At 74.2% G+C, this 25,811-nt stretch carries 21 protein-coding genes; 10 read left to right on the forward strand and 11 right to left on the reverse strand.

The genetic code is table 11. From position 1 onward, the window contains the following. Positions 1–132: 132 nt before the first annotated feature. From OUQ99_RS04325 to OUQ99_RS04350, 6 genes are all read right to left on the reverse strand, one after another. Positions 133–1,758 (reverse strand): lipopolysaccharide biosynthesis protein, encoded by a 1,626-nt coding sequence (locus tag OUQ99_RS04325; RefSeq protein ID WP_431061479.1) that lies wholly within the window; start codon positions 1,756–1,758, stop codon positions 133–135. After that, on the reverse strand, positions 1,728–2,609 hold the full coding sequence (locus OUQ99_RS04330) for a sulfotransferase (RefSeq protein WP_267948130.1): 882 nt from the start codon (positions 2,607–2,609) through the stop codon (positions 1,728–1,730). The genes OUQ99_RS04325 and OUQ99_RS04330 overlap by 31 nt, the downstream gene beginning before the upstream one ends. Before the next feature lie 179 nt (positions 2,610–2,788). Then, positions 2,789–4,012, reverse strand: coding sequence for a phosphotransferase (locus OUQ99_RS04335; protein WP_267948131.1), 1,224 nt, complete (start codon positions 4,010–4,012; stop codon positions 2,789–2,791). Next, on the reverse strand, positions 4,009–5,460 hold the full coding sequence (locus OUQ99_RS04340) for a ligase (protein ID WP_267948132.1): 1,452 nt from the start codon (positions 5,458–5,460) through the stop codon (positions 4,009–4,011). Before OUQ99_RS04340 ends, OUQ99_RS04335 begins: the two co-directional genes overlap by 4 nt. Then, a complete protein-coding gene (locus OUQ99_RS04345; protein WP_267948133.1) occupies positions 5,460–7,523 on the reverse strand; it encodes a lipopolysaccharide biosynthesis protein in 2,064 nt (687 codons plus the stop codon). Before OUQ99_RS04345 ends, OUQ99_RS04340 begins: the two co-directional genes overlap by 1 nt. A 352-nt stretch (positions 7,524–7,875) precedes the next feature. Next, positions 7,876–8,268, reverse strand: coding sequence for a DUF4190 domain-containing protein (locus tag OUQ99_RS04350; protein WP_267948134.1), 393 nt, complete (start codon positions 8,266–8,268; stop codon positions 7,876–7,878). 384 nt (positions 8,269–8,652) lie between these two features. Between OUQ99_RS04350 and purN the strand changes: the two genes are divergently transcribed. Genes purN through OUQ99_RS04365 form a run of 3 tightly spaced genes read left to right on the forward strand, consistent with a single transcriptional unit; the run spans position 8,653 to position 11,755 of the window. Then, positions 8,653–9,300 carry a phosphoribosylglycinamide formyltransferase gene (purN, locus tag OUQ99_RS04355; RefSeq protein WP_267948135.1) on the forward strand — a complete coding sequence of 216 codons (648 nt, stop codon included), beginning with the start codon at positions 8,653–8,655 and terminating at the stop codon, positions 9,298–9,300. Further along, on the forward strand, positions 9,297–10,865 hold the full coding sequence (gene purH / locus OUQ99_RS04360; protein ID WP_267948136.1) for a bifunctional phosphoribosylaminoimidazolecarboxamide formyltransferase/IMP cyclohydrolase: 1,569 nt from the start codon (positions 9,297–9,299) through the stop codon (positions 10,863–10,865). The genes purN and purH overlap by 4 nt, the downstream gene beginning before the upstream one ends. A gap of 29 nt (positions 10,866–10,894) precedes the next feature. Then, the gene (locus OUQ99_RS04365; RefSeq protein WP_267948137.1) at positions 10,895–11,755 is read left to right on the forward strand and encodes a bifunctional methylenetetrahydrofolate dehydrogenase/methenyltetrahydrofolate cyclohydrolase; all 861 of its coding nucleotides are present in this window, start codon (positions 10,895–10,897) and stop codon (positions 11,753–11,755) included. 77 nt (positions 11,756–11,832) lie between these two features. On the opposite strand, the gene OUQ99_RS04370 is transcribed toward OUQ99_RS04365, so the two are convergent. Then, positions 11,833–12,438 (reverse strand): FHA domain-containing protein, encoded by a 606-nt coding sequence (locus OUQ99_RS04370; RefSeq protein WP_267948138.1) that lies wholly within the window; start codon positions 12,436–12,438, stop codon positions 11,833–11,835. 576 nt (positions 12,439–13,014) lie between these two features. Between OUQ99_RS04370 and OUQ99_RS04375 the strand changes: the two genes are divergently transcribed. Together OUQ99_RS04375 and OUQ99_RS04380 are read left to right on the forward strand one after the other, a co-directional pair. Continuing rightward, positions 13,015–13,497, forward strand: a complete 483-nt coding sequence (locus OUQ99_RS04375) for a DUF3017 domain-containing protein (RefSeq protein WP_267948139.1) — start codon at positions 13,015–13,017, stop codon at positions 13,495–13,497. Between the two features lie 181 nt (positions 13,498–13,678). Next, positions 13,679–14,896 (forward strand): NADP-dependent isocitrate dehydrogenase, encoded by a 1,218-nt coding sequence (locus OUQ99_RS04380; RefSeq protein ID WP_267948140.1) that lies wholly within the window; start codon positions 13,679–13,681, stop codon positions 14,894–14,896. Positions 14,897–15,489: 593 nt separating this feature from the next. On the opposite strand, the gene OUQ99_RS04385 is transcribed toward OUQ99_RS04380, so the two are convergent. Both OUQ99_RS04385 and OUQ99_RS04390 read right to left on the reverse strand, forming a co-directional pair. Continuing rightward, complete coding sequence (locus OUQ99_RS04385) at positions 15,490–16,779, reverse strand: LCP family protein (protein ID WP_267948141.1); 1,290 nt, start codon at positions 16,777–16,779, stop codon at positions 15,490–15,492. A gap of 136 nt (positions 16,780–16,915) precedes the next feature. After that, positions 16,916–18,037: a galactokinase family protein gene (locus OUQ99_RS04390; protein WP_267948142.1), complete on the reverse strand. Its 1,122-nt coding sequence runs from the start codon at positions 18,035–18,037 to the stop codon at positions 16,916–16,918. A gap of 142 nt (positions 18,038–18,179) precedes the next feature. Between OUQ99_RS04390 and OUQ99_RS04395 the strand changes: the two genes are divergently transcribed. From OUQ99_RS04395 to OUQ99_RS04415, 5 genes are all read left to right on the forward strand, one after another. Continuing rightward, entirely contained in the window at positions 18,180–19,292 is a 1,113-nt protein-coding gene (locus tag OUQ99_RS04395; RefSeq protein WP_267948143.1) for a YihY/virulence factor BrkB family protein, read from the forward strand. Positions 19,293–19,450: 158 nt separating this feature from the next. Then, positions 19,451–20,608 carry a glutamate--cysteine ligase gene (locus OUQ99_RS04400; RefSeq protein WP_267948144.1) on the forward strand — a complete coding sequence of 386 codons (1,158 nt, stop codon included), beginning with the start codon at positions 19,451–19,453 and terminating at the stop codon, positions 20,606–20,608. 40 nt (positions 20,609–20,648) lie between these two features. Further along, positions 20,649–21,887, forward strand: a complete 1,239-nt coding sequence (locus OUQ99_RS04405) for a M20 family metallopeptidase (protein WP_267948145.1) — start codon at positions 20,649–20,651, stop codon at positions 21,885–21,887. 195 nt (positions 21,888–22,082) lie between these two features. Further along, entirely contained in the window at positions 22,083–23,180 is a 1,098-nt protein-coding gene (locus tag OUQ99_RS04410; protein ID WP_267948146.1) for an adenosine deaminase, read from the forward strand. Further along, entirely contained in the window at positions 23,180–23,812 is a 633-nt protein-coding gene (locus OUQ99_RS04415) for a PH domain-containing protein (RefSeq protein ID WP_267948147.1), read from the forward strand. The genes OUQ99_RS04410 and OUQ99_RS04415 overlap by 1 nt, the downstream gene beginning before the upstream one ends. 527 nt (positions 23,813–24,339) lie before the next feature. On the opposite strand, the gene OUQ99_RS04420 is transcribed toward OUQ99_RS04415, so the two are convergent. Continuing rightward, a complete protein-coding gene (locus OUQ99_RS04420; RefSeq protein WP_267948148.1) occupies positions 24,340–25,164 on the reverse strand; it encodes a purine-nucleoside phosphorylase in 825 nt (274 codons plus the stop codon). Between the two features lie 76 nt (positions 25,165–25,240). Then, positions 25,241–25,738, reverse strand: coding sequence for a gamma-glutamylcyclotransferase family protein (locus tag OUQ99_RS04425; RefSeq protein ID WP_431061480.1), 498 nt, complete (start codon positions 25,736–25,738; stop codon positions 25,241–25,243). Positions 25,739–25,811: the final 73 nt, after the last annotated feature.

Below are 25,811 nucleotides of genomic sequence, written 5' to 3' on the forward strand. Positions count from 1 at the left end.
GCCCGGGAAGGGCGGATCCGGGGCAGGGCGCGCGGACCCCGGGGCCCGCGGCCCGCGGCCCGAAGGCCCGGGGCGGGCGGCGCGGGCGCGGGGGACGCCCGAACCGCCCGCGACCGGGACCGGCGGCGCGGTTCATCCGCGCGGACGCAGGCCGAGAAGCCCCCTCAGCGACCACACCGTCGCCGCGTGGCCCAGGACGCCCGCGGTCAGGGCCGCTGCCGCCGCCGCGAATCCGCCGCCGGCCACCGCGTCCGCCAGCAGGGGCAGGGCGCCGAACCACAGCACGGCGCTGAGCGCGGCGGCCGCCACCGGCCGGCCGAACGGGTGCAGCACCACCTGTGACCGCAGCTGCCACAGCGGGAGCGCCTTGCGGACCAGGACCGCCGCGACCAGGGCCACGGCCGCCCCCGTGGCCCCCGCCCACGGCACGAGCGCCACGCACACGGCCACGTTCGCGGCCAGCGACAGCATGTTGTTCAGGAGGTTCAGCCCGGTGCGTCCCGTCATCGTCAGGATCAGGTCGCCCATGCCCAGCACGGACCCCAGCAGCTGCCCCGCGCACACCACGACCAGCGCCGTCGCCCCTTCCGCGTAGCCCGGTCCGAAGAGCCGCATCACCTCCGGGGCGAACACCAGCACCGACAGGTACAGCGGCCCTGTCACACACAGCAGCCACGCGGTCCCCGCCCGGTACAGGGACCTGATCCCCTCGTGGTCCCCCGTCGCCACCTGCTCGGCGAACCTCGGCTGGGCGGCGAACAGCACCGCCTGCGTGCCGAACTGGCCGACCACCATGACCCGGGTGGCGGCCGTGAACACCGCCGCGCCGGCCAGGCCGCTCAAGAGGGCGACCAGCACCACGCCGCCGCGCTGCACCCCCATCTGGGCGAGCCCGCCCAGCGCGCGGGGGAGCGCGAACGTCCAGAACTCCCGGGCCGCGACCGGCTCGGCCCCGGCGGCCCCGGGGGCACCGGCGCCCCCCGCCGGGGCGGGGTCCTCGCGAGCCTGGTCCCCCCGGTCCGCGCCCGCTCCCGGCCCGTGCCCCGGGCCCGCCCCGGGCCGCGCACCCCGCAGGATCCGCCCGAGCCAGAACCACGCCAGCGCCGCGGCGGGAAGGTACGGCCCCGCCCAGGCCAGCGCCAGCAGCCCGGCCGATCCCGTGACCGCGATCCCCGCCACGAGCCCCAGCTGTGCCAGCGGGCGGCCCACCCGGTCCACCAGCACGGTGCCGGCCATGTCGTGGTGTGCGCGCGCCGCCGCCAGCGCGGAGTCGGTGAGCACCGCGAACGGCAGGAACACCGCCAGCAGGCGGAGGTAGGCCGCGGCCTCCCCGCTCCCCAGGGCGCCGGCCATCGGCTCGGCGAACACCAGCAGCGCTCCCGCCAGGACGCACGCGGCGCAGACGGCGGGCCCCATGGCCAGCCGCAGCAGACGGGGCACGCCCCCGGGCCGGCCGAACACGCGCATCCTGGCGATGAAGTACACGAGCCCGTCCGGTGCGCCCAGGTTCGCCACGACCGCCGCGATCAGGAACACCGACGTCGCCGAGAACAGCAGGCCCGCCGTCTCCTGCGAGAACGCCCTGGTGATGGCCACGATCAGGAGGAGGTTCAGCCCGGCTCCGACCACGGCCCCCGCCATGTTGACGACGCCGCCGCGCAGGACGGGGCGCAGGCCCGCCCCCGGCCCGGCCGTCCCGCCCGCGTCCCGCCGGTCCGCGGTGTCGGTCACGCGCGCCACGAGGGTGTGCGCCCCCACCAGGCCGCCAGGCGGGCGTCGCTCTCGGCGAACCGCTCCGTCAGCTCCGCCCGCAGCCCCTCCGGCATCCCCGCGCGCTCGCGCGCGTTGTGCCGCCCCGGGGCCTCCCCCGGACCGGGGGGCAGCCCCAGGAACCGCTCGATCCCGGCCAGCGCACGCGCCGTCCCGTCGAAGAGGTCGGCGTGGTCCACCACGTGGATCCGGTCGCGCCCCAGGTGCCGCTCCATCCTGAGCAGCTGGTCCGCGTAGTGCCCGCGCGCCACGTACCCGTGGTGCTGGTGGGCGTGCGAGCGGTACCCCGGATCCCCGGCGAGGCGCTCCTCCTCGCCGGAGAGCCGCTTGGCCTCCAGCTCCACGGCGAGGGCGAAGGGCTCGGTCTCGAACCCGCGCGCCGACTCGTGCGCGTGCGCCGAGTACGCCCGCTCCACCGGGTCGCGCAGGATCACGACCACCCGCACCTCGGGCAGGGTCCGGGCGATGCGCTCGGCGGCCAGGGGGTGGAACAGGTAGTACGGGCTGGACTCGAACACCCTCACCCCGGGCCGCCCCCGGCGTGCCCGCAGGGTCGCGCGCAGGGGGAAGTGGGACCGGTACCAGTCCAGGCCGCGGCCGTACCCGGTGTCGAAGTAGTGGACGCCCTTGCGCAGGGTCGGGCCGGTCACGGCCGGGTGCCGGCCCAGGGCCTTGAACAGCGACGTGGTGCCCGCGCGCTGGGCGCCGCAGATCAGGAAGTCGGGAACGGCGCGGGCGGAGCTGGTCATCCCGCCCAGGCCGTCGGCCAGGGGCAGGAGGGCCCGCCGGGCAGGAGCTGCCAGGCGGTGGAGCAGTGCGGGGGAGGTGTTCCGCGGCATCGGGTGGTCCCTCTCTGGTCTGCGGACGTGGTGTCCGCCGGCGCCCGGCGGGCGGTTCCGGCGGCAGGCGCCGCGGACGTGCGCCGGTGCGGGCGCCGGCGGCCGTCGCGGCCCGGTGTCGGTGGCGTGTCGGCGGCGCGGTCCCCTCACCGCGCCGCCGCGGGGACGCGGGTCCCGGGTCAGGCGGGACCGGCGGCCTCGTGGGCGGCTCTCTCCTGGAGCCCTTCCAGCGCGGGGAGCAGCCAGTCGTCCACGGCCGCGAGGCGGCCGCCGCTCTCGGCCTGCCGGTCGTGCAGGTAGCGCGTGGCCAGGTCGATCAGGTACAGCGCCATGACGGTGGACACGGTGTGCGGGCGCAGCCCGGTCCCGGACATGAGCGGGTCGCGCAGCAGCCGCGAGCCGCTGTCCAGCCACTGGTGCACGCCGGGGTGGACCCCGGCCTGCACGCACTCGTTGAGGTCGTAGTGCAGGGCGTCGAAACCCGCCGGGGCGTCCAGGCAGAGCCGCTCCCAGTCCCACACGAACGCGCGCCGCGCCGTGCTGGCGATGTTCCACCGGGTGAGGTCGCCGTGCCAGGCCCCGAACGGCACGCGCACGTCCGGCAGCCGCCGCAGGGCGGCGCGCAGCGGTGCGGCCTCGGGCCGGGCGCCCAGCGCCACGATCCGCTCCTCCAGCGAGTGCCGGTAGGGGCTGGTGGAGAGCCTCAGCTCCCGCACGCCCGCCACCGCGGTGATCTGCGTGACACAGCGCAGCAGCTGGCGGCGGGTGGGCCGGTCCGTCTGCTCCCCGACCGGCAGGGCCTCCTGCACCAGCAGCGGGTGGCCGTTCCACTCCCCCTCGTAGAGCAGGCGCGGCACGGTCACGTCCCTCAGGGGGGTCCCGGCGAGGTGCCGCAGGGCCCGCGTCTCGGCGCGCACCAGGCGCGAGGTCAGGTCGTTGACGGCGACCTTCGCGTAGCCGATGGTCCGTCCGCCCGGTGTGAGCAGGAGCAGGACGGGTTTGCGGTTGGCCCTGGGCGGACCGACGTGGATCGCGATGGACAGGTCGCGGTCGAGGGCGGCGGTGAGCGCGTGCTCGATCCCGGGGCCCGCGCCCACGTACAGGCGGTCGCGGAGGAGGAGCGGGGCCATCCCGGTGGCGAACGCCCCCGTCAGCAGCAGCGTGCGCGCCCTCTCCCGCAGCGAGTGCCCCTGCGCGAAGGACGTGATGCCGCGGGTGGCGGCCGAGCGGTTGTACGCGGGCAGGATGACCCGGGGGTTGTGGGCGCTGGGCACCGGCAGGTACTGGTTGCCGCGGTCGCGGCGGACCCGGCGCCGCATGCCCCTGTCCCCGGGCCCGAGCAGCCCCCCGCACGGCCACAGCACCGCGGCGAGGTCGGTCAGATAGGTCGTCTCGCTGTTCAACGCAGACCTCCGCGTGTGCGCGCGGCCCCGCGCCGCCGGAGTCCGGGCTCGCCGTCCCGCCACAGCAGGGCGACGGCGACCATGGTGACCGCCAGCGGGGACATCAGCGCGACGTAGAAGAACATGTACCAGAACAGCAGCAGCACGGTCAGCAGCGCGCCCTGTCCCACCGGTGAGGCCGTCGACCTGTAGCGCCACGCGACCCACGCGAAGAACCCGGTGGAGAGGGCGGCGCCCACCCAGCCGGTCGTGATGAGGGTCATCCAGAGCTGCCCGGCGTTGCCGATGACGTGCTGGCCGCAGCCGGGGCACTCCGACGTGGGGCCGACCGCGATCGAGTCCGGGCTGCCCTGGGACTCCCTCGTGGTGCCCCACCCCATGACGGGCGACAGGTCGGCCGCCTCCACGGCCGCGGCGTTGGTGGCGGCCCGGCCGTCGTCGCTGTGCGGGGTGTCGGCGCGCGCCCTGACCACGTCCGCGAGCGGCGACGCCGCCAGGACCAGCAGCGCGGCGACGGCGGCTGCCGCGCAGGTCCCCACGAGCACCGCCCGGCCCCGGCGCAGCGCGAGCGCGGCGCCGTAGGCGAGGGAGAGCGCCAGGCCCGCCCACAGCGCCCGGTTGAGCGAGTACACGGCGGGGACCACCGCCAGGGCGGCGGCCGCCGATGCGCCCCAGCGGATCCAGCCGGTCCCCTGGACCACCCAGCCCACCACCAGCCACACCAGCAGCAGGGAGAGCATGTACCCCCAGATGTTGGTGTACTCCCAAGGGGCCTTGGGGCGGGCCGAGTCGTATCCGAAGATGTCCATGACCTGTGCGGACGCGGGATGGACGAGGGCCTGCATGTACGCGTCGGAGGCCAGCCCCGGCGGCAGCAGGTACTCCAGCGGCGCGGTGAACTCGAACCGGGGCGCCGCCATCCCCAGGTAGCCGCCGGCGATCGTGGCCAGGCAGAGCACCGACAGCGCCGACACGACGGCCCGCGCGGGCAGCTCCCGTTCGGTCAGGTTGCCGACGTAGAGCAGCAGCACGGTCAGCACGAGGTAGTTGACCACCCTCAGGAGGGCGCCGCCGTAGCCCCCGCTGCCCGGGACCGTGCCGGGCATGTCCAGCGGGACGAGGAGCAGGCCGAGCAGCGACCACACCAGGAACAGGGCCCAGAGCCAGAACCCCGGCGGGACCCGCAGCCCCGCCGTCCGGTGGCGGCGGACGAGCTCGGCGGCCATCGGCACCGCGAAGAGCCAGTACGCGAACTGCCCCATTCCCAGCGCCCACCAGAGCGGGTACCCGGCCAGCAGCCAGACCACGGGGCGCCCGGCGGCGCCGGGGGCGTCCGCGCCGGGCAGGGGACCGGTTACGGACGCCCGGGCGGGACCCGGTACCGCCCAGGGGCCCATGGGAACGGTCGCGGACGCCCGGGGGCCGCGGGCGGACGAGTCTCTTGCCATCAGCGCCGGGCTCCGGAGGCGGACGTGTCGACGGACGCGGGACCGCCGTCCCCCGCGTCCCCTGCGTTCTCCGGGTTCCCCGCGTTTTCCGGGCCCTCTGCGCTCTCCGGGGTCTCGGCGGACCCGCCGGGGACCCCGGCCACCGGGGAGGCCGGGTCGGTCTCCGCCGTCTCGGCGGTGTACGCGGTCTCCCAGGCCTCTGCGGTGTAGGAGCTCTCCCATGCCTCCGTGGTGTACGGGGCGTCCCACGCCTCGGCGGTGTACGCGAACTTCACGGCCGCCGCGGCCTCGGCGGTGTCCGCGGGGACCACGACGTCCGGTTCGGTGCCCTCGCCGCCCGGAGGGACCGCGGTCTCCGGCCCGGTGTCCCCGGTGTCCGGGTTCCCGGGTTCGGGGTCCGCCTCCTCCGGTTCGGAGGAGGCGGGGGCCGGCCCGTCCTCCGAGGGCGCGGGCCCCGCCGAGGCGACCGGGGCGGGCCCGGCCTGCGGCTGGGCCGGCAGCACCGCGGTGCCCGGGACGGGCACCCCGAACCGGTCCGCGAGGGTGAGCAGGCCGACCAGGTCCGCGCGCCGGGTCCGGTCCAGTTCGACCACAGGCAGGAGCAGGTGGGCCGCCCCGGCCAGGGCGTGCGCGTCGGCGCGCTCGCCCACCGCCGCGACGGACACGACCACGTAGTCGGCGTTCGTGCGCAGCAGCCGCACCAGTTCCGTCATGGCCGTCCCCTGCACCGGCGCGGTCAGTCCCGGGCTCCCGTGGCGCAGGACGCGCAGGCGGGGCACCGCGTCGGGGCGCACCTCCAGGTCCCCGGGGTCCTCGCCCTCCAGCAGGGCCTCGGCCAGGCCGGGCCCCTCCGGCAGGCCGAGCAGTTCGCCGACGGTGTCCGTCCTCGGGTCCGAGCAGACCAGCAGCGTCTCCGAACCGGTGCGGGCCAGGGCCGCGGCCAGGTTGACGGCCGTCGCCGCGCCCGCCCGGCCCGGTGTGCCCGCGGCGACGAGGATGACGCGGCCGGGCCCCTCGTCGGCGGTCCCGGCCCGCTCGGGGAGCCCGGCGCCGCCGGACTCCCCGTCCGGCCCGGCCGCGGGGACGGCGAGGCGGGCGCGCACCAGGTGCGCGAACTCGTTGACCCGCTGGCCGCCGCCCTCCTCGCCCAGCAGGCCGGGGGAGCGGTCGGACGGGGACCGGGACGAACGGGCGGACAGGTCGAGCAGGACCGGCAGCCGCCCGACGCGGGCGGTCTCCTCGGTGTCGCGCAGAAGCGGGTCGAGGCGGTCCCGGGCCACGGCCGCGAGCAGGCCCGCGACGAGCCCGAGGGCCGCGCCGCCGACCAGCCACAGCGCGGGGACGGGGCTGCTCGCACTCTCCGGGAGCCCGGCCGGGGTGATCACGGAGCCGGGGCTGACCGTCTCACGGAGGGCGCTGAGCGGGCTGATCCCGTTGCCGAGGTCGGTGATCTCCTGGCGCAGCGCGTCGGCCCGGGCCGTGGCCTGCGGGGAGGCCGTACCGTCCCCGGCCGCCTCGGCGAGGGCCTCGTAGCGGTTCTCCTGCTCCGCCCGCAGTGCTTCCAACCGGCTGTCGATCAGGTCGTCGACCCGGGCCCGGCGCAGGGCGAGGTAGGCGTCGGCATAGGCCTCCGCGCCCGCCCGGGCGGCCTCGGGGCTCCCCGCCGAGTAGTGGATCTCCAGGACGTTGCTGTTGGGGGGCACGCTGACCTCGACGCGCTCGCGCAGTTCGGCCGTGGTCGGCGCCGGCCCGGGTCCGGTCCCGGCCAGGGTCCGGGCGACGACGGCCGACACCTGGTCCGACACCAGGACCTGTGCCTCGGTGTCGAGGTTGACGTCCCCGGCGAGGCGCCCGGACTGCTCTCCGGTGAACCGCTCCAGCCCGGTGGGCCGGACCTGCACCGACGTGGCGGAGGTGTAGACGGAGGGCAGGGCGAGGACCGCGGCGGTGGCGAGGACCAGCCCGCCGACCACCCCGGCGCAGACCGGCCGCCAGCGGCGGCGCAGCAGCGCCGTGTACTCCCTGAGTTCCGGTCCGGACGATCCGGGGACGTCGCTGTCCATCGAGTCCTCTCGCGCAGGCGTGGTCAACACTTTTAGTGAACGATTGCATACTAAGTGTAGTCCCTTTGGGGGTGGCAGACACTGGGGAAAACAGTCGATTCACCGTGGCGGCGGCCGGAAAAGCCCGGCCCGCGTGCGGGAGGGGTCCGCGGGTGTCCGAGGGGGCGGCCGGGCGGCTTCCGCCGCCCCCTCACACAGGGTCATCGGGCGGGGACCCCGTACCGCGAAGGGGAGGGGGCGTGCGGCGGCCGCGGGCCGCCCGGCGGCCCGGCGGAGGGGGGACGCGCGGGTCCCGCGCCGGGGGCGCGGCCGGCGGATCGGCCGCGGCGGGAGGGGCGGCCGGAAGGGGCCGTCAGGCCGCGACCACCGTGGGCGGCAGGCCCGTGGACGACTCCCACGCCTCGTCGCACACCTTCTGGCTCGTCACCGTGTGCGCGCGGGCCGAGCAGTCGCGGAACTCCGTCACCTGGTCGCGGTACACCACGAAGACCGAGGTCAGGGCCAGCGACACCACGACGCCGAGCACTCCCACGACCACGCTCAGCAGGGCTCCCGGGGCCTGGGTGCGGTTCCGTCTCGCCGCTCTCCGCGCCCGGAAACCCTGCACGACGCCGAACACGGACAGCACGGCCCCGTAGGGAGGGAGCAGCAGGCCGGCCGCTCCGAAGAACAGACCCCACAGGCCGCCTCGTTCGACTCTGGGAGGCTGCCCCTCGGTTCGCGGTTCCGGGCTGTTGTCGGTCAAGGTTCTCTCCTTACGGACGCCCCGCCGGGGCGTGGTGGGCCGCTCACGCCTGGGCGGAGCATGCCGGGTCTCGGTGGTCCCGGGGCTGGTCCGGGAGCCGTGGCGGCCCCCGTCACAGTGGCGCCAACGCCGACTCCCCGTGGGTAGACGCTACCCGGCCCGATAGGGTGGGAACGCGGACGGGCCGAGCGGGCCCGGCCGTCACCCGCGACCGCCCGTGGAGGCTGCTCCTCGGGGTGCGGGTGGGGCGCCCCGACACGACGCGGGGCCCGGCCCCGGGTTCCGTGCGGGGCGTACGCGACATCCGGATGCTGCGCCGTCCCCCGGCGCCCCCGGAGCCGGGAGACCGCTCCCGCACCGTTCTCTACACACTGGGAGAAGCATTTGTCCGCGCGAGTTGTGGTCCTCATATCGGGCACGGGCAGCAACATGGCCGCCCTGCTGGAGGCGGCCGAGGACCCCGGCTACGGGGCGACCGTCGTCGCCGTCGGCGCCGACCGCAGAGGTACCCGCGGCATCGAGCTCGCCGAGAGGGCCGGGGTGCCGACCTTCGTCGCCCACTTCCGCGACTACGGCGACCGCGCCCTGTGGAACGCCGCCATGGCCGAGCACATCAGCGGGTACGAGCCCGACCTGGTCGTCTCCGCCGGGTTCATGAGGATCCTCGGGCCCGCCGTCGTCGGCAGCCACCCCGCGGTCAACATCCACCCGGCGCTCCTCCCCTCCTTCCCCGGCGCGCACGCGGTGCGTGACGCGCTCGCCCACGGTGTCCGCATCACCGGCACCACCATCCACTTCCTCGACGAGGGCGTCGACTCCGGGCCGATCATCGACCAGGTCGCGGTCCCCGTCCAGGACGACGACGACGAGGCCAGCCTCCACGAGCGCATCAAGGCGGTGGAGCGGCGGATGCTGGTCGACACGGTCGGCCGGCTCGCCCGCGAGGGCTGGACCGTCGACGGCAGGCACGTGCGGTTCGGCCGCACCGAGCAGAGCGTCGCCGACGCGACCGACACGAAGGAGAACCGGTGAGCCAGCAGGCCATCAGGCGTGCGTTGATCAGCGTGTACGACAAGACCGGGCTGGAGGAGCTGGGCTTCGGCCTGACCGAGGCCGGGGTGGAGATCGTCTCCACCGGCTCCACGGCCGCACGGCTGCGCGACGCCGACATCCCCGTCACCTCCGTGGAGGACGTCACCGGCTTCCCCGAGATCATGGAGGGCCGGGTCAAGACCCTCCACCCCTCCGTGCACGCGGGCCTCCTCGCGGACCAGAACAACCCCGAGCACGTCGCCAGGATCAAGGAGCTGGGCATCGCCCCCTTCGACCTGGTCGTGGTCAACCTCTACCCCTTCCGGGACACCGTCGCCTCGGGCGCCTCCGACGCCGAGTGCATCGAGAAGATCGACATCGGCGGCCCCGCCATGGTGCGCGCCTCCGCCAAGAACCACGCGAGCGTCGCGGTCGTGGTCGACCCCGCGGCCTACGACTCCGTCCTGGAGGCGGTGCGCGACGGCGGGTTCACCCCGGAGCAGCGCAAGCGCCTGGCCGGACTCGCCTTCCGGCACACCGCCACCTACGACGCGGCGGTCGCGGGGTGGTTCTCCGCCGCCTACGCCCCCGACGAGGAGGCCGCCGGGTCCGGCTGGCCGGACTTCACCGGTGTCGGCTACCGGCGCCGGGACGTGCTCAGGTACGGCGAGAACCCGCACCAGCAGGCGGCCCTCTACACGGTCGAGGGGGAGCCCGCCACCGGGCTGGCCGGCGCCGAGCAGCTGCACGGCAAGGCCATGTCGTACAACAACTACGTGGACGCCGACGCCGCGCTGCGCGCCGCCCACGACTTCGACGAGCCGTGCGTGGCGATCATCAAGCACGCCAACCCCTGCGGCATCGCGGTCGGCTCCGACAACGCCGAGGCCCACCTCAAGGCCCACGCCGGCGACCCCGTGTCGGCGTACGGCGGCGTCATCGCCACCAACCGCCCCGTCGGCGCGGAGCTCGCCGGCCAGATCGCCGAGATCTTCACCGAGGTCGTCGTCGCCCCGGCCTTCGAGCCCGAGGCCCTCCAGGTCCTCACCCGCAAGAAGAACATCCGGCTGCTCGTCGCCGACGGGAGCGGGTTCCGGTCCGGGGTCGAGAACCGCCAGATCAGCGGCGGCCTGCTGGTGCAGTACCGGGACATGATCGACGCCCCCGGCGACGACCCCTCCTCGTGGACGCTGGCCAGCGGAGAGGCCGCCGACGAGGCGACCCTCGCGGACCTGGTGTTCGCCTGGAGGGCGGTGCGCTCGGTCAAGTCCAACGCCATCCTGCTCGCCTCCGGCGGCGCGACCGTCGGCGTCGGCATGGGCCAGGTCAACCGGGTGGACTCCGCCGGGCTGGCCGTCACCCGCGCGGGCGACCGGGCGAGCGGCTCGGTGGGCGCGAGCGACGCGTTCTTCCCGTTCGCGGACGGCCTCCAGATCCTCCTCGACGCCGGTGTCAGGGCGGTGGTCCAGCCCGGCGGCTCCGTCCGCGACGAGGAGGTCGTCGCCGCCGCGAAGGCCGCCGGGGTGACCATGTACCTCACCGGCACCCGCCACTTCTTCCACTGATTCCGCTTCACAGCAGCGAGGGGTAACGCATGAGCGCGATCGTTCTGGACGGCAAGGCCGTCGCGAAGTCCATTCGCGAGGAGCTCGCCGAGAGGGTGGCGAAGCTGCACGCCAAGGGCATCACCCCCGGACTGGGGACGGTGCTCGTCGGCGACGACCCGGGCAGCCACTCGTACGTGCGCGGCAAGCACCGCGACTGCGCGCAGGTGGGCATCGCGAGCATCCGGCGCGACCTGCCGGGGACCGCCACGCAGGAGGAGGTGGAGCAGGCCGTCCACGAGCTCAACGAGGACCCGGCCTGCACCGGCTACATCGTGCAGCTCCCCCTGCCCGGGGGACTGGACGAGAACCGGGTCCTCGGCCTGATCGACCCGGTCAAGGACGCCGACGGCCTCCAGCCCGTCAACCTGGGCAAGCTGGTCCTGATGGAGGAGGCCCCGCTGCCGTGCACCCCGCGCGGCATCGTGGAGCTCCTCCGCCGCTACGAGGTCCCGCTCCGGGGCGCCGAGGTGGTCGTGGTCGGGCGCGGGGTCACGGTGGGCCGCCCCCTCGGGCTCCTGCTCACCCGCCGCTCCGAGAACGCCACCGTCACCCTGTGCCACACCGGCACCCGCGACCTGGCCGCCCACACGAGGAACGCGGACATCGTCGTGGCGGGCGCGGGCGTGCCCGGGCTGATCACCGGTGACATGGTCAAGCCGGGCGCGGCCGTCCTGGACGTCGGCGTCTCCCGCACCGAGGCCGGGCTGGTCGGCGACGTCGCGCCGGACGTCGCGGACGTCGCCGGGTACCTGTCCCCGAACCCCGGCGGTGTCGGCCCGATGACCCGGGCGATGCTGCTGGTGAACGTGGTGGAGGCCGCCGAGCGCCGGGCCGCAGCCGCGGCCTGACCGGGGGAGCGCGCACGAGGGCGGCCGCGGGGGGACCCGGGGCCGCCCCCGTGCTCCCGGGCGCCGGGCGGCCCGGGTCAGCTCGCCCGGCGGGCCGAACCGCTCACGGGCATCGGTCTGACCAGGCCCAGGGCCACGACCTCGTTGGCCAGCCGGGTCCTGCGGTTCTGCCCCTCGGGGATGCGGAACTTCTGGTAGAGGCGCAGCAGGTGCTGTTTGACGGCCGCCTCGGTCACGACCAGGGCCTCGGCGATGTCGCGCGCGGTCGCCGGGGCGACGAAGGCCTCCTCGGAGAGGGCGGGCCGGCACAGCGCGGTGAGCACGTCCAGCTCCCGCCGGGTGAGCTCCGGGGCCGCGCCCCTGCGGAGCTCGAGGTCGGGGCTGATCTGCTCGCGGGGCAGGCCGCCGATCCGGCAGCGCGCGGTGCCGAAGCTCACCACGTCCCCCTCGTCGAGGACGCGGCGGGCGATGGGCCGGCCGTTGACGCGGGTGCCGTTGCGCGACAGCCCCAGGTCGACCACGTAGACGTAGGGTCCGCGGCGGACCAGTTCGGCGTGCAGCTGCGAGACGCTCGGATCGTTCAACCGGATGTCGGCGCCCTCACCGCGGCCGACCGTGGTGACCTCGCCGGTGAGCTGACGGATGTCCCCGGTCTCTTCGACCCGGAGGTAGGGACCGTCCACGGTGACTCCTCCCGGGCTGGGGTGACGCTGCCGGTGGGGGTGCGGGCGACGGTGGGGGAGGGGTGGCTGCCGAGGGACGGGGGTTCGGTCGACGTGTCGAGTGGGCTTCATGGGGGTGGTCCTCGCTCACCGGTGCACTCATCTCCAGCTGGGTTACCCGGCAGCCACGCGTTCTACGCGCTTACTCCGGAGTTAGACGGATAAGACGCGGAATTACGGTGCTGTGGCCGAACCGGACGCGGGAAACGGACAGGAGAAGCGAGCGCGCAGAGCCGGGCCGTTTCCGTGAGCCCTGAGGAGACCGCGACGCGGATCACTACAATGGGCGGAGTCTTCTCCGGACGGACCGGAGTGTTTCGGGCACAGTGCCGCCGGAGCCACCAGGAACGTGAGCCGTTCCCGGGGCGGTTCGGTTTCGGACACCGCCGCCTCGGCGGGTGGCCGGTCTGTGCCAGTTCCGGGGAGGACCGTGAACGGAGCCGCGCGGCGGCCAGGCAACCTCGGAAGCGAACGGGTCGGGACGCGGTGGACAGGGTGGGACCGAAGAGCCGGGCAGGACACGTGGAGCGGACGGACGTGGCGGACACGGGCGGGACCCGGGACGAGGATCCCCGGGGGGCCGGCCCGGACGGGGCACGGGACTCCGCGGAGGGCCCCGAGGGGGGCGCCGCGGACGCGGCGGACACGCCCCCGGACGGGGGACCCCGGGAGCCCGGCGGCGCCCCCGCCCCCGCGGCGGACGCCGGAGCCCTCCCCGCCGCCGGGGACGGCGGGCAGGCCGGGCCGGCGGTGCCGTACTGGCTCTCCCAGGTCCCGTACATGCTCGTCATGTCGGCCCTGGCGGCCGGGATCGTGGTCGTGGCCGCGGCCTACTTCAAGCGCGGGCCGGCGATCATCGCGGGCGCTCTGCTGCTGGCGGCGGCCTTCCGGCTGTTCCTGCCCAAGGACTGGATCGGCATGCTCGCGGTCCGCCGCCGCTGGATCGACCTGCTCACCCTCGTCGGCCTCGCGGTCCTGCTGATCGTGCTGGCGTGGGTGGCGCCGCAACTCTCCTCCTAGGCGTCTAATAAGCTTGACGTCGAGATACTGCGACACCGACAAGCCACCGCATCCCCGGCAGGCACGGACGCCGGGCGGGATCAGGGGATCGCCGCGCGAGCGGACCGGCTCCGGCCACGGGCCGGAAGCCGCCTCCGCAGCACGAGGCGGTGGCGAAGACTGAAGGGACAGCCACACAGCCATGGCCAAGATCAAGGTCGAAAACCCCGTAGTCGAGCTCGACGGCGACGAGATGACGCGGATCATCTGGTCCTTCATCAAGGACCGGCTGATCCTGCCCTACCTCGACGTCGACCTGAAGTACTACGACCTGGGCATCGAGGAGCGCGACCGCACCGACGACCAGATCACCGTCGACGCGGCCAACGCCATCAAGGAGTACGGCGTCGGCGTCAAGTGCGCCACCATCACCCCGGACGAGGCCCGGGTCGAGGAGTTCGGCCTGAAGAAGATGTGGCGGTCGCCCAACGGCACCATCCGCAACATCCTCGGCGGCGTCGTCTTCCGCGAGCCCATCATCTGCGAGAACGTGCCGCGCCTGGTGCCCGGGTGGACCAAGCCGATCATCATCGGCCGCCACGCCCACGGCGACCAGTACAAGGCCACCGACTTCAAGGTGCCCGGCCCCGGCACGGTCACCATGACCTACACCCCGGCCGACGGCAGCCAGCCGGTCGAGTTCGACATCGCCAACTTCCCCGAGGGCGGCGGCGTCGCGATGGGGATGTACAACTTCCGCAAGTCGATCGAGGACTTCGCGCGCGCCAGCCTGAACTACGGCCTGGACCGCGACTACCCGGTCTACATGTCCACCAAGAACACGATCCTCAAGTCGTACGACGGCATGTTCAAGGACGTGTTCCAGGAGATCTTCGACTCCGAGTTCAAGGAGCGGTTCGACGCGGCGGGCCTCACCTACGAGCACCGCCTCATCGACGACATGGTCGCCTCCGCGCTCAAGTGGGAGGGCGGTTACGTCTGGGCCACCAAGAACTACGACGGCGACGTCCAGTCGGACACCGTCGCGCAGGGCTTCGGCTCGCTCGGCCTGATGACCTCGGTCCTGCGCACCGCCGACGGCCGCACCGTCGAGGCCGAGGCCGCCCACGGCACGGTGACCCGCCACTACCGGCAGCACCAGCAGGGCAAGCCCACCTCGACCAACCCGATCGCCTCCATCTTCGCGTGGACCCGCGGTCTGGAGCACCGGGGCAAGCTGGACAACTCCCCGAAGGTCCTGGAGTTCGCCAACACCCTCGAGGACGTCGTCATCAAGACGGTCGAGGGCGGCCAGATGACCAAGGACCTCGCGCTGCTGGTCGGCTCCGACCAGGAGTGGCTGACCACCGAGCAGTTCCTCGCCGCCCTGGACGAGAACCTGGCCAAGCGCCTCGCCTAGTCCGCGCGCCCCCGGAACCCGTGTCCGGGAGGCCGTGGTCCGGACGGGTCACGGGCCGCCATGAGCCGGCGGTCCGCGGCCGGGTCCGGGTGAGACCTTGGCCACGCCCGGGCGTCCCCACCGCGGGGGCGCCCGGGCGTGGCCGTGTCCCGGGCCCGCGGTCGGGTCCGAGGCGTCGGGAAAGCGGTGTTCGCGGGGGTTTGCGGAAGGAAACCGGCGGAAGTTTCCCGGTGTGTTTCCCGTGTTCGGCGTACACGCGGGTCCTCCTGGTGGGAGGATGGCGGTGCCGGATCAGCGGGGTGGCGTGGCGGTGCGACGTAGGACACGTGAACTGGATTCGCCCCTTACGCGAACTTTGACCTATTGTGGAGACACGCCGGTGAGAACCGGCAGGCCAGAGCGGGTGAGAGCCCGCTCGACACCACGAACCGACGTGCCGGCCGTGCGCCCGCTGGGGGGTAGGCGCGCACAGTACGGAACGTCACGAAGAAGGGCCCGCTGCTTCGGCAGCGGGCCCTTCGCCTTTCCCCGGACGGCCCGTCGGGAGCGGTGCGCCGCCGGCCCCGGGCCCGCGGTCCGCCCCTCCGGGGCCCTCAGTCCTCGAACGCGCTCTCGGGGATCGGCTCGCCCTCGCGCATGGCGGAGAACATCTCCTCCGAGCGGACCTCGTCCCAGACCACCACCGAGCCCACCTGGTCGAGGGTGGGGGTGCTGCCCACCGGGATCGCCGTGGTCTGGGTACCGCCCCGCATCGCCAGCAGCATGGTGCCCAGGTGCCGCAGGCGGTCGCCCTCGTCCACCATGAACGTGTCCGTGCCCGCCGTCACCAGCGGGAGCGACTGGAACGGGTTGAACAGCGTCGACGGGGCGCTCGCCTCCGCGACCAGTGCGGAGAAGAACTCCCGCTGGCGGGCGATCCGGTCCAGGTCGGCGCGGGGGGTGGCGCGGGTGCGCACGTAGCCCAGCGCGGTGCCGCCGTCCATCGTCTGGCAGCCCGCCTCGATGTCCAGCCCGGCCTTGGGGTCGGCCATGGCGTCCTCGGGGCACAGCTCCACGCCGCCGACGGCGTCCACGATGTCGACGAAGCCGCCCATGCCGATCTCGGCGTAGTGGTCGATCCGCACGCCGGAGGCGCGCTCGAAGGACTCCACGAGGGGGGCCGGGCCGCCGCAGACCTCCTCGCCGGCCTCGTCCGTGCCGCAGACGGTGTCGGCGAAGGCGGTGTTGATCTTGTTGTCGGCGTAGCCGGGGACGGCCATCGGCACGTAGGAGTCGCGGGGGACGCTGACGATGGTCGGCTCGCCCTCGTCGGGGATGTACAGGACCATGATCGTGTCGGTGCGGCGGCCCTCGGCGCTGCCGGTGGCCAGCTCCCGCATCTGCTCCTCGTCCATCCCCTCGCGGCTGTCCGAGCCCACGATCATGAACGTGGTGCCGGGCTGGCGGTCCGGGCGGCCCTCGTAGTCGGTCAGGGCCTCCACCCGGGCCAGCCGGGAGTCCGCCCAGAAGTAGAGCGCCGCGGGGGGCACCACGAGGATCACGAGCAGGACCACGAGGACGGTCACGACGGTGTTCCGGAGCCGCCGCTGCCGCGTCTCGCGCGCCCGCCGCTTGGTCCCGGTGCCGTCGTACTCGCGGCCGGCGTGGTGGGTGCGGCGCCTGGGCCGCTCGGGCCGCCTGGGCCGCTCGGGGCGGATCGGGGGAACCTCGTCGGCGGAGGGGAGCCGCCGGGTCCCGCCGACCGCCCTCTGCTCGGACTCGCGCGACCGGTAGAGCTTCTCGAACTCGTCCGCGCCGCCCGGGGTTCCGCCGCGCCTGAACACGCCCTGCCGGTCGTGTTCGCCGGTCGAGCCGGCGTCACCCCGGTTACGTCGGTCAGCCATCGAATCGCCTATCTGCTCCGCGCCGTGGAGCGCTCCGTCGCCGCTTCCACCCTGTCTGATCGCAGAAAGGGTAGCCGGGTTCACACGGATGTCCCTGAACCGGGACCAGGGCCCCCCTAGGGGACGAAAGCGGCCCTCACCGCAGCCGGTGCGCCCCGGCCGAGGGGAGGGAGGCGCGCACGCGCGGAGGCACCCAGCCGTTCGCGGCGAACTCCCCGGCCAGAGCGGTGGCGACGCCTTCCACCCGCTCCTCGGCCACCAGGGCGAGGGCGGTCCCGGCCCACCCCGACATCCGCACGCCGCGGGCCCCGGCCCGGGACGCGGTCTCGGCGGCCAGGTCCACCTGGGGCGTCGGGAGCCCGAAACGGCGCAGTGACAGGTGGGAGGCCGACAGGATCGGCCCCGTCTCCCCGAACCTCCCCGCGCGCAGCAGCCCGACGGCCGCGTTGAGCCGGTGCACCTCCGTGACGGCGTACTCCACCCGGTTGCGCAGAGCGGGCTCCGGCAGGCTGCGCAGCGCCCCGGGCAGGTCCTGGACCGAGCGGAGCGGGCCGAGCGTGCGCTGGGCCCGCTCCAGCTCCGCGGAGCGGACGGCCCGGAGGTCGCGCCTGGGCAGGGCCCCGGTGTCCACGACGACCAGGCGCATCCCCTCGCCGGCGAGGTCGAAGGGCAGGACGGTCGTGCGCATGCTCCTGAGGTTGACGCGAACCGCGCACCCCGGCCGCGCGGCCAGGGCCACCCGCTGGTCGACGGTGGCGCCCTCCGGGGGAGGGCCGCCCCCGAGGTCGGCGAGGGCGAGCGACACCGCCGCGCCCACGGCGCCCGCGTACCCCAGGGAGGCGTGCTCGGGCAGGTCCGCGCCGAGGAGCACCCGCAGGCCCGTGGAGGCGTCCAGCCCGCCTGCCCGGCGCGCGGAGACCACCGCGTCGGACACGGCCCGGGCGGCGGTCTCCCTCGCCCTCAGGGGGCCGCTGAGCGTCGCCACGCGCACCTCCGGGCCCGGCGCCGGGCCGACCGCCGCCGTCACCCCCCAGGGCAGCGCGGTGTAGAGGCCGACGCCGCCGCCGGCGGCCGTGTGCTCGCCCATGACGGCCAGCCGCCCGGGCGCGTGCCAGACGCCCGCGGGCGCCTCGCCGAACCGCGCGCGGAAACCCTCCGCCAGGGCGTCGGCGTCCGGCGCCTCCGCGGGCCACGCCCCCTGTGGCCCCGCCGACCGCACACCCAGCACCGCGCGCAACCGCGCCCCCGCGCCCCCCACCGCTGTCCCCTCTCCCCGTCGGCCTGCTGCCCCCAGTCTGCCCAAGGCGGTGGAGTGCCCGGGGCGGCGCGGAGGCTTCACGGACCCGGTGCGGCGCCGCTAGGGTTGCGGTCCACCGGCGGACGGGTGTGGGGGAGGGACCTTGGCCTCAGGGCGGGACCGGGCCGCGGACGCGGCGCGGCACTACCGGAACCTCGCGATGGACGCCTACTGGGAACTGCGGCGCCGGAGGCCGGCGGCGGACCACCTCGTGCGCGCCTACGAGCGCTACGCCGACCGCAACGGCAGCCAGCTGGCCGGGGCGGTCACCTATTTCGCCTTCCTGTCGTTCTTCCCCCTGCTGGCGCTGGCCTTCGCCGCGGTGGGCTTCCTGGCGTCGATGCAGGTCGAGGTGGGCGACTACCTCCAGACGGCCCTGGACGAGGTGCTGCCCGGCCTCTCCGACCAGCTGCCCGTCGAGCAGATCGCGAACGCGCGCGTGGGCGCGAGCGTCATCGGCACGCTGGGCCTGCTGTACGCGGGCCTGAACTCGGTGTCGGCGCTCCGCGAGGCGCTCCACTCGATCTGGTTGAAGAACATCAAGGAGGGCCCGAACTTCCTGCTGCGCAAGGCGGGCGACATCCTGGTCATGCTGGGCCTGGGCGCGGCGCTGCTGTTCGCGGTGGCGTTCACGAGCGTCGCGCAGGCCGCCACCCACTGGCTGCTGGCGCTGGTGGGCCTGGACGGCTCCCTCCTGGCCTCCCTGACGCTGCGCGTCCTGGCCCTCGCCATCGCCGTCGCGGTCAACATGGGGATCTTCGTGCTGGCCTTCTCGCTCCTGTCCGGCAGCGGGCGGCCCACGCGGATGATGTGGCGGGGGGCACTGCTGGGCGCGGCCGGGTTCGAGGTCCTCAAGGCCGCCGCCGCTCTGCTGCTCTCGGGGACGCTCGGCAACCCCGTCTACGCCTCCTTCGCCGTCCTGGTGGGGCTCCTGGTGTGGATCAACCTGGTGATGCGCCTGGTCATGTTCAGCGCCGCGTGGACCGCGACGTGGCTGCCGATGCCTCCCCCCTACACGGGGACCCTGCCCATGCCCGAGGAGAACGGGATGGACTGGACGCGGCCCGCGCCGGTCCTGCGGGTCCCGGAGAGGAAGCCGGCCGCCCGCCGGCGGGCGCAGCGGGCCGTCGCCGGGGCGTTGTCCCTGATCGGCGCGGCGGGCGCCGCAGGCACCGCCGCGTGGGCCCTGCGCAACCGTCGCGGGGGCGGTGCCTGAGGCGAGCGGACCTCCCGGGAATCCGCGTTATTGCGAGACTCTTGTCCCGTATGCGGGTGGTGTGCGGAGGGTAGTCCTCCCCTGTCCCGGTTGACCGGTTCGCCGGGGCGCGAACGTGCGTCGGCCAGGAAGGCCGGCGAACCCCCCTCGGAGGGCAGATGGGCATCGCATTCACGTCATCCGAACGCGCGACGCTCGGGGTGGAGTGGGAACTCCAGCTCGTGGACCGGCGCAGCCGGCACCTGCGGCAGGAGGCGCCGAAACTCCTCTCCGAGCTCCCCGAGCTCAGTTCCGACGCCGCCTCGCCCCCGCTGCGGCACGAACTCATGCAGTCGCAGGTGGAGGTCGTGACCGGCATCTGCGAGACGGTCGAGGAGGCCAAGAGCGACCTCGGCCGCAACATCGACCGGATGCGGGAGGTCCTCACCCCCTGGGGAACCACGCTGACCTGCTCGGGGACCCATCCCATCGACGACTGGCGGGACCAGGAGCTCAGTCCCGGGAAAAGGTACGGCGAACTCGTCGAGCAGATGCAGTGGCTGGCCCGGCGCATTCTCACCTGCGGCGTCCACGTTCACGTGGGTGTGCGCAGCCAGGAGAAGGCCATACCCATGGTGAATGCGCTTGCGAAGTATCTACCTCATTTTCTTGCTTTGAGTGCTTCTAGCCCATTTTGGGGTGGTCACGACACCGGTCTGGCCTCCGCGCGGTCCGTTGTCTTCGGGGCGCTCCCCACTTCCGGGCCGCCTCCGAACCTGCCGCACTGGACGGCTTTCGAGGAATACCTCGAAACGCTTCTCAGGGCGGGTACCATCGCCTCTATCAAGGAAGTGTGGTGGGACATCCGTCCTCACCCGGATTTCGGCACCATCGAGATCCGGATGTTCGACGGGATTCCCACCCTGCGCGAGGTGGGAATGGCCGCCGCGCTCTCTCAGAGCCTGGTGGAGTTGTTCGATCGCCAGCTCGACCGCGGGTACGGCCTGCCCAGCCCGCCGTCCTGGCTCGTGAAGGACAACAAGTGGCGTGCCACCCGCTACGGACTCGACGCTCGTGTCATCACGGACGCCCACGGAACCACCGTTCCGATCCGTGACGACCTGTATGAGCTGGTCCGCGAGCTGAAGCCGGTCGCGACCCGCCTGGGTTGCGCCGAGGACCTGGACCTGGTCTCCGAGACCCTGGACAAGGGCGCCTCCTACGAACGGCAGCGCGCGGTCATCGCCGGGGGCGGTTCCCTCGACGACGTCGTGGACATGCTCGCCGCCGAGCTGCACGGCGGTCCCACTTACGCGGAGGTCGGTGTCGGGGGCTGAGCCGGTGCACGCAAGACGTGAATGAAGAGGGGACCCTCGGATGCAGGGACGTGACCTGCCGGAACAGTTGACCGCTTTTCTGGCGCGCCGTGAGCGGGACTTCACGGGCTTCCGCCGGGACCTGCACATGCACCCCGAACTCGCCTTCGCCGAGCACCGCACCACCGGTCGGATCGCCGAACGGCTGCGTGATGTCGGTCTCACTCCCCGGGAGCTGCCCCAGGGCACGGGGCTCGTCTGCGACATCGGCTCGGGCCCCGGGCCGCTCGTGGCCCTGCGGGCCGACATCGACGCCCTGCCCATCGCCGACGAGAAGGACGTCCCCTACCGCTCCACCGTCCCCGGCGCGGCCCACGCCTGCGGACACGACGTGCACACGACGGTCCTGCTGGCGACGGGGGTCTTCCTCGCCCAGCAGGACCGCGCGGGCGCGCTGCCCGGGCGGGTCAGGCTGGTCTTCCAGCCCGCCGAGGAGCTCCCCGGCGGCGCGGTCGAGGTGGTCAACGCCGGGGCGATGGAGGGCGTCGACCGGATCTTCGCCCTGCACTGCGATCCGCGCCTGACCGTCGGCCGGGTCGGCCTGCGCACCGGCGGCATCACCGCCGCCTGCGACCAGCTCATGGTGCGGCTCTCGGGTCCGGGAGGGCACACGGCGCGCCCCCACCTCACGTCCGACCTGGTCTACGCCATGGGCAAGGTCGTCACCGAGCTGCCCGCCGCGCTGTCCCGGCGCATCGACCCGCGGGCCGGTTTCAGCCTCGTGTGGGGCCGCATCAGCGCCGGGTCGGCGCCCAACGTCATCCCCGACGACGCCGTCGCGGAGGGCACCGTGCGCTGCCTGGACGACGAGGCGTGGCACTCGGCCCCCGACATCATCAAGGGCCTGGTGGAGTCCGTGGCCTCCGCGTACGGGGCCGAGGCCGAGGTGACCTACGGGCGGGGGGTGCCCCCCACCATCAACGAGGCGACCAGCGTCGACATCATGCGCGAGGCGGTCGGCCTCGCCCTGGGCCCGGACGCCGCGGCGTCCACGCCGCAGAGCCTGGGGGGCGAGGACTTCGCCTGGTACCTGGAGAACGTCCCCGGAGCCCTCGCCCGCCTGGGCACCCACTCCCCGGACTGGGACGGGCCGATGCTGGACCTGCACCGGGGCACCTTCGACGTGGACGAGCGCGCGATCGGGGTGGGCACCCGCTTCATGGTCACCACCGCGCTGACCGCCCTCGGGCACGCCGCCGAGCCCCGGGCCCGGGCGGACAGCCAGGAGGCACTCGCCTGAGGAACCCGGGCGCCCGCGCCGTGCCCGTCCCGGGGCCTCCGCCCCGGCCGGCGGCGCGGGCGCCCGCGGGCGCGGGGACCCCTCGGCTCCGGGCCGGGCGCCCGCCGCGTTCCGGCCCCCACCTGGTGTCCGACGGATCCGCCGCGGGCCCCCGGGGTGGCGAGGGCCGTCCCGGGCTGGTGGCATCCTGAATCCATGAACCAGCCACTCACAGTTGAGCAGATCCGGCGGGCGCCGAAGGTGCTCCTCCACGACCACCTCGACGGAGGGTTGCGCCCGGCCACCGTCGTGGAGCTGGCCAGGGAGGCCGGCTACACCGACCTGCCCACCTACGACCCGGCGGAGCTGGGCCGGTGGTTCCGCGACGCCTCCGACTCCGGTTCGCTGGAGCGCTACCTGGAGACCTTCGCGCACACCACCGCGGTCATGCAGTCCCGGGAGGCCCTCGTGCGCGTCGCCGCCGAGGCCGCGGAGGACCTGGCCGCGGACGGCGTCGTCTACGCCGAGCAGCGCTACGCCCCCGAACAGCACCTGGAGGGCGGCCTCACCCTGGAGGAGGTCGTGGAGGCCGTCCAGGAGGGCCTGGAGCTGGGGGAGAAGCGCGCGGCCGAGGCCGGCCGCAGCATCCGCACCGGCCAGCTGGTGACCGCCATGCGGCACGCAGCCCGCTCCTCGGAGATCGCCGAGCTCGCGGTCCGCTACCGCGACGCGGGCGTCTCCGGCTTCGACATCGCGGGCGCCGAGGCGGGCAACCCGCCCACCCGGCACCTCGACGCCTTCGAGTACCTGCGCCGCGAGAACTTCCACTTCACCATCCACGCGGGCGAGGCGTTCGGGCTCCCCTCCATCTGGGAGGCGCTCCAGTGGTGCGGGTGCGACCGCCTCGGACACGGCGTCCGCATCATCGACGACATCGACTCCGGCGGGAACGGCGCCCCGCGGCTGGGCCGCCTCGCCCAGTACGTGCGCGACAAGCGCGTGCCGCTGGAGATGTGCCCCAGCTCCAACGTGCAGACGGGGGCCGCCGAGTCCATCGCCTCGCACCCGATCGGGCTCCTGCACGACCTGCGCTTCCGGGTCACCGTCAACACCGACAACCGCCTCCAGAGCGGCACGTCCCTCTCCGGGGAGTTCGCGAAGCTCTCGGAGGCCTTCGGGTACGGCTGGGACGACATCCAGTGGTTCACGGTCAACGCCATGAAGTCGGCGTTCCTGCCGTTCGACGAACGCCTGGCGCTGATCAACGGCATCATCAAGCCGGGGTTCGCGCAGCTCAAGTGGGCGGCGGCCTGATGGACCGACCCAACCCGACCAGCCACTACTCCACCTTCTCCCGGGCGGCGGCGATCGTGTGGATCGTCATCGCGGTCCTGCTCCTGCTGGACGTGCTCTGGCGCGGGGAGGGGCGCTCGTCCTGGATCGCCGGAGCCCTGCTGGTCGCGAGCATCGCCGCGGTCCACCTGGTGTGGCTGCGCCCGCGGGTGGTCTCCACGGAACGCGGGATGAGGGTCGTCAACCCGCTGCGGGAGACCTTCGTGCCGTGGTCCGCCGTGGTGTGGGTGGACGTCACCGACGTCCTGAGGGTGCACACGCCGGGGCGGATCGTCCGCTCCTGGCCGCTCCGCGAGACCAAGCGGCAGCGGGTCCGGGACAACATGCGCCGGGACGCGGGTTTCCTCGACCCGGGACAGGACGACGAGGACCCCGCGTCGATGCGGCCGGTCGACCTGGCCGCGCGTCAGCTGCGCCAGGACGCCGAGCGGTACAAGGCCCGTCCGCTCAGCGGTCCCGTCAGGGACGCGGGCGAGGCGGGGCCGGCCGCGCTCGGGGCGCAGGACGAGCCGCAGACGATGGTGCCCGTCGAGGTGATCGTGGTCCTCGTGGCGACCGCTGTGCTGCTCGCGGCGGTGTTCCTGCTCGCCTGAGGCGCGCCCGACCGCACCGGACCCGGCCTCCCCGCCCGCAGGGGAGGCCGGGTCCGACGCGTCCCCCCCCAGGGGGGTTGACGCCCACCCGCCTGTTCTGGTTAGGTAAGGCATGCCTAAGGGAGAGGGTTCCGGGCGGGCGGGCTTCGCGCGGATGGCCACCGGCCCGGAACCCCGGTCCGAGGGCGACGCGCGGTTCAACTGAATATCGGGAAGTACAGAAGGGTGTCGGAGTCGCGAGTCCAACGGGATCTGCGGGGATTCCGCGCGACAGAGGACACCGGGGCAAGCACTGCCTCCGGCCGGACCGCGGCCGGTACCGTCCATCCCAAGGCCTCGGGGTGTACGCTCGCCACGCCGGTACCGGGCGGGCCCGGTCGGAGGCGCCCCACCACTTCACGATGCTTCGGACGACCCGCGCGGTCGGGGTCCGCGGGGACCCCGCGACACGGGGTCCGGGCACGGCGTCCCACGCGCGACAGGGCCCGGCACACATGTGCCGGGCCCTTGCGCCGTCCAGGGGCCCCTCAGGAGCGGGCGAGGACCCGGTTCAGGAGCCCGCCCAGCCTCCGCGCCCGCTGGGTGACGACCTCCAGCGCGCGGTCGGACTCGAAGGGGTCGAGCACGGCGCCCACCGCGTCGTTGCTGACGATCGCCAGCCCCAGCACCTCCGCTCCGGACTCCACGGCGGCGATGGCCTCCAGGGCGATCGACCGCCCCACCACGTCCGCGCCGGAACGGCGCAGCGCGTGCAGCTCGGACGGCGTCTGCAGCTGGGGGCCGAGCGTGGCCGCGTACACGCCCTCGGCGAGGGAGGCGTCCACCTCGTGGGCGATCCGGCGCAGCCGTGGGCTGTACGCCTCCGAGAGGTCGACGAAGGAGGGACCGGTCAGCGGGGAGAGCGACGTCAGGTTGATGTGGTCCCGGACCACGACCGGCTGCCCCGGGGCGAAGTCCGTGCGCAGCGAACCGGCCGATCCCGTGAGCACGGCCGTCCCGGCGCCCGCGGCGATCCCGGTGCGCACGGCGTGGACGGTCTCCATCGGGCCGTAGCCCTCGTAGAGGTGGACGCGCCCCATGAACACGACGACCCGCTTGTCGCCCACCCACATGCTGCGGACCCTGGAGGAGTGCCCCTCCGCCCCGGGCACGTGGAAACCGGGCAGCTCGGTCGCGTCGAACTCGATGTCGGGGGAGCCCAGCGTCTCCGCGGCCCCCGCCCAGCCGGACCCGAGCACCACCATCGCGTCGAAGCTGTCGGCCCCGGTCCGGGCGAGCAGGTCCTGGGCCGCGGTCGCGGCCAGCTCCTTCGCTTCCCCTGTGGTCGTCGCCCGCTGCTCTGATTCGCTCACACGACGGATGCTACCCCCGGGTAGCGCAACGGTGGCGGAACGCAACGCCCGCCCGGCGGGCGGGCGGACACGGGGCTCACAGCTCGGTGGGCAGGCACTCGCGGGCCAGCAGGTCGGACACGTACGACCCGGGCGCCCCGGCCTTCTCGGCCGCGGCGGCCAGCTGGCCCAGCTGGATCGCCGAGGGCAGACCGCCCTCGTAGGCGTCGAGCACGTAGGCCCAGGCCGTCACCGTCCCCATGTCGGCCGTCCGGGCGCGGACGGTGACCTTGCGGTACGCGCAGGCGGCGCCCGCGCCCGGGCCGAACCCGTCCCTGCGGTCGGCGCCCTCCCACGAGTCCAAGTGGGGTTCGTCCCATTCCATGAGGTCGTACAGCGCGACGAAGACCCGCTGCCCGGGATCCTCCGCCAGCGTGGCCAGGGCGCCGGAGTCGGCGGGCAGGCCCTCGCCGAAGGTCAGCCGCCAACCCTCCAACCAGCCCGTGGTCAACAGCGGTGAGCGCGGTGCCCGGCGGGCCATCTGCGCGGGGTCGAGATTGGTTCCGTACGCGGCGTAGATGGACACGGGCAACATCGTAGACCCGCTGACCGGGGGTACCTGAGGATTTCGCCAGTTGACATGGCCGACAATAGGAGGAAGCGATGAA

Origin of the sequence: Streptomonospora nanhaiensis (assembly GCF_026642255.1) — a bacterium.
In the GTDB taxonomy this organism is placed as follows: domain Bacteria; phylum Actinomycetota; class Actinomycetes; order Streptosporangiales; family Streptosporangiaceae; genus Nocardiopsis; species Nocardiopsis tropica.

Coding starts and splice junctions, on each gene's coding strand:
- OUQ99_RS04405 (WP_267948145.1), top strand. CDS start 20,649: ATGCAGGGACGTGACCTGCCGGAACAGTTGACCGCTTTTCTGGCGCGC.
- OUQ99_RS04400 (WP_267948144.1), top strand. CDS start 19,451: ATGGGCATCGCATTCACGTCATCCGAACGCGCGACGCTCGGGGTGGAG.
- OUQ99_RS04425 (WP_431061480.1), bottom strand. CDS start 25,738: ATGTTGCCCGTGTCCATCTACGCCGCGTACGGAACCAATCTCGACCCC.
- OUQ99_RS04410 (WP_267948146.1), top strand. CDS start 22,083: ATGAACCAGCCACTCACAGTTGAGCAGATCCGGCGGGCGCCGAAGGTG.
- OUQ99_RS04330 (WP_267948130.1), bottom strand. CDS start 2,609: ATGCCGCGGAACACCTCCCCCGCACTGCTCCACCGCCTGGCAGCTCCT.
- OUQ99_RS04415 (WP_267948147.1), top strand. CDS start 23,180: ATGGACCGACCCAACCCGACCAGCCACTACTCCACCTTCTCCCGGGCG.
- OUQ99_RS04385 (WP_267948141.1), bottom strand. CDS start 16,779: ATGGCTGACCGACGTAACCGGGGTGACGCCGGCTCGACCGGCGAACAC.
- OUQ99_RS04365 (WP_267948137.1), top strand. CDS start 10,895: ATGAGCGCGATCGTTCTGGACGGCAAGGCCGTCGCGAAGTCCATTCGC.
- OUQ99_RS04340 (WP_267948132.1), bottom strand. CDS start 5,460: ATGGCAAGAGACTCGTCCGCCCGCGGCCCCCGGGCGTCCGCGACCGTT.
- OUQ99_RS04380 (WP_267948140.1), top strand. CDS start 13,679: ATGGCCAAGATCAAGGTCGAAAACCCCGTAGTCGAGCTCGACGGCGAC.
- OUQ99_RS04345 (WP_267948133.1), bottom strand. CDS start 7,523: ATGGACAGCGACGTCCCCGGATCGTCCGGACCGGAACTCAGGGAGTAC.